Here is a 3,110-nt window from a genome sequence, read left to right on the forward strand (position 1 = left end):
CCCGCGGCTATTGGCGCGCAAGTAGCACGCCCAGATGATTTTGTAATAACGGTGTCGGGCGATGGCTCAATCATGATGAACATTCAAGAGCTTGCCACTATACGTCGTAACAATTTACCAGTAAAAATACTAATATTAGATAACCAACGCTTAGGTATGGTTCGTCAATGGCAGGAACTGTTTTTTGAAGGGCGTTACTCTGAAACCAATCTTTCAGATAACCCTGACTTTGTTCAGTTAGCGGCGGTATTTGGTATTCCTGGGCAAACTATTACTAAAGCCAACGAAGTAGACGATGCAATTACTGCACTGGTAAACAGCGAAGGGCCGTATATTTTACATGCCTGTATAGATGATAAAGAAAACGTATGGCCGCTTGTACCACCAGGGGCTGCAAATGACGAAATGATTACGGAGAAAGCACAATGAAACACAGCTTAACTATTGCATTGAAAAACCAAAGTATTGCGGTGGAGCGCTTTTTACGTGTTGTACGTCACCGTGGTTTTGACCTTACGCATTTTCAGCTTAATACAGATGAAGCTCAATATACGATAGCAATGACGGTCGATAGCGATAAGCCTATTCATCTATTAACCAGCCAGCTAAATAAGTTGGTGGACGTTAAAGAAATCAGCTTAGAAAATTTACAGCAACAAGCAGTGTAACTGCTAACGAAACACATTTACGCGTTACTGAATATAACCATCAGTAACTCAACAATTTTTAGAATGAGGAATGCCCGCTTACACAGCGGCAAAACAGAGGTAACTATGGCTAAATTAAGAAGTGCAACAACAACTGAAGGACGTAAACGCGCAGGCGCACGTGCATTATGGCGCGCAACAGGCATGACCGACACCGACTTTGGTAAACCTATTATTGCTGTAGTTAACTCGTTTACGCAATTTGTACCAGGGCATGTACACCTTAATCAGCTTAGTGAGCTAATGGCTGAAACAATCACGCAAGCGGGCGGCGTACCAAAAGAATTTAACACCATCGCAATTGATGACGGTATCGCAATGGGCCACGGTGGTATGCTTTACTCACTCCCTTCTCGCGACTTAATTGCAGACTCTGTTGAGTACATGGTTAACGGCCACTGCGCCGATGCGATGATCTGTATTTCTAACTGTGACAAAATCACTCCAGGGATGATGCTTGCAGCGCTACGTTTAAATATACCGGTTATTTTTGTATCGGGCGGGCCAATGGAAGCGGGTAAAACCAAACTTGCTAACATCGATATTAAACTAGATTTAGTTGATGCCATGGTAAAAGGTGCTGATGAAACAGTAAGTGATGCTGATTCAGAGCAAGTAGAGCGCTCTGCGTGTCCTACCTGTGGCTCGTGTTCGGGTATGTTTACTGCCAACTCAATGAACTGTTTATTGGAGGCTATTGGCCTTGCACTACCGGGTAACGGAACAACGCTTGCAACGCATAAAGATCGTAAGCAACTGTATGTAGAAGCCGGCGCTCGCATTGTTGACTTGTGTCGCGAGTACTACCAAAAAGACAACCACGACGTGTTACCGCGTGCAATTGCAAACAAAACAGCCTTTATGAACTCTATGGTGGTTGATATTGCCATGGGGGGTTCATCTAATACCGTATTGCATTTATTAGCAGCAGCACAAGAAGCCGGTGTAGATTTTGATATGTCGCACATTGATGAGCTTTCTCGTAAAACCCCATTTTTATGTAAAGTAGCCCCAGCTACACCTGAGTACCACATAGAAGATGTGCATCGCGCTGGTGGCATGATGGCAATTGTACGTGAGCTAGGTAAAGCAGGTTTAGTTGATTTATCGGTAAACCACGTAGCGGGTATGACGATGGGTGAGCTTGTTAAAAAGTGGGATGCGACTGATCCTACAAACGAAGCAGCACAAAAGTTTTACCGTGCAGGCCCTGCCGGTATTCGTACTACAAAAGCAATGAGCCAAGAGTGCCGTTGGGATGAAGGCGATAACGACCGAGAGCATGGTTGTATCCGTAGTGTTGAGCATGCCTTTAGACAAGATGGTGGCTTAGCTGTGCTTTCAGGTAATTTAGCGGTTGATGGCTGTATTGTTAAAAGTGCAGGCGTAGTGGACGAAATGCTGCATTTTGAAGGCACTGCCGTGGTGTACGAGTCGCAAGATGATTCAGTAGAAGGCATTTTAAACGACGAAGTAAAAGCCGGTGATGTTGTGGTTATTCGCTACGAAGGCCCTAAAGGCGGCCCAGGTATGCAAGAAATGCTTTACCCAACGAGCTACTTAAAATCAAAAGGCCTTGCTGAAAAATGTGCCTTGATAACCGATGGTCGTTTCTCGGGCGGCACCTCAGGTTTATCAATCGGCCACGTATCGCCAGAGGCGGCAAGTGGCGGTGCTATTGCGTATGTTGAAAATGGCGACAAAATTATCATTGATATCGCAACACGTGAAATCACCCTTGCATTAAGTGATGAAGAGCTAGAAGCACGTAAACAAAAGCAATTAGCGCGTGGTAAGCAAGCGTATAAGCCGCTTGATCGTGACCGCTATGTATCGTCGGCATTAAAAGCGTATGCATTACTTGCAACCAGTGCCGATAAAGGCGCAGTACGTGATTTAGCCAAACTGGAGGAGCTTAGCTAATTATGGTTTCTCAAGAGCTCGATTATTTTCGCGCTATTATTCAGGCCAATATGGAACCGCTAGCTAAAGTAACTGAGGTCAGCGAAATGCGCGACCTCAGTGATAAATTAGGCAACCATGTTTGGTTAAAGCGTGAAGATCAACAGCCCGTGTATTCGTTTAAGTTACGCGGTGCTTATAATAAATTAAACAAGTTACCAAAAGGGTCTGTTGTTATTACGGCATCTGCGGGTAACCATGCACAAGGTGTGGCGCTTAGTGCTTCACACCTTGGCCATAAAGCCACTATTGTTATGCCAGTTACCACGCCTGAAATAAAAGTAAGTGCGGTACGTGCGCTGGGCGGTGAAGTGGTTTTACATGGCCATCATTTTGATGCTGCAAAAGCACATGCACTTGAACTAACAGAACAACGCAATGGCGTATTTGTACCGCCTTTTGATGACCCTGACGTAATAGTGGGGCAAGGCACAGTGGCTC

At 45.1% G+C, this 3,110-nt stretch carries 4 protein-coding genes; all 4 read left to right on the top strand.

What is annotated here, in order from left to right:
- Window positions 1-429 (top strand): thiamine pyrophosphate-dependent enzyme (locus tag L650_RS0121035; RefSeq protein ID WP_029774308.1); only part of this gene is annotated, 429 nt, incomplete at its 5' end.
- On the top strand, window positions 426-668 hold the full coding sequence (ilvM, locus tag L650_RS0121040; RefSeq protein ID WP_004589295.1) for an acetolactate synthase 2 small subunit: 243 nt from the start codon (window positions 426-428) through the stop codon (window positions 666-668). The genes L650_RS0121035 and ilvM, both read left to right, overlap by 4 nt.
- Before the next feature lie 105 nt (window positions 669-773).
- On the top strand, window positions 774-2,630 hold the full coding sequence (gene ilvD, locus L650_RS0121045) for a dihydroxy-acid dehydratase (RefSeq protein ID WP_024032149.1): 1,857 nt from the start codon (window positions 774-776) through the stop codon (window positions 2,628-2,630).
- Window positions 2,631-2,632: 2 nt separating this feature from the next.
- A partial coding sequence (locus L650_RS0121050) for a pyridoxal-phosphate dependent enzyme (protein ID WP_029774309.1) occupies window positions 2,633-3,110 on the top strand: 478 nt, incomplete at its 3' end.

It is taken from the genome of Pseudoalteromonas sp. TB51 (assembly GCF_000498055.1).
In the GTDB taxonomy this organism is placed as follows: Bacteria; Pseudomonadota; Gammaproteobacteria; order Enterobacterales; family Alteromonadaceae; genus Pseudoalteromonas; species Pseudoalteromonas atlantica.

Coding starts and splice junctions, on each gene's coding strand:
- ilvM (WP_004589295.1), top strand. CDS start 426: ATGAAACACAGCTTAACTATTGCATTGAAAAACCAAAGTATTGCGGTG.
- ilvD (WP_024032149.1), top strand. CDS start 774: ATGGCTAAATTAAGAAGTGCAACAACAACTGAAGGACGTAAACGCGCA.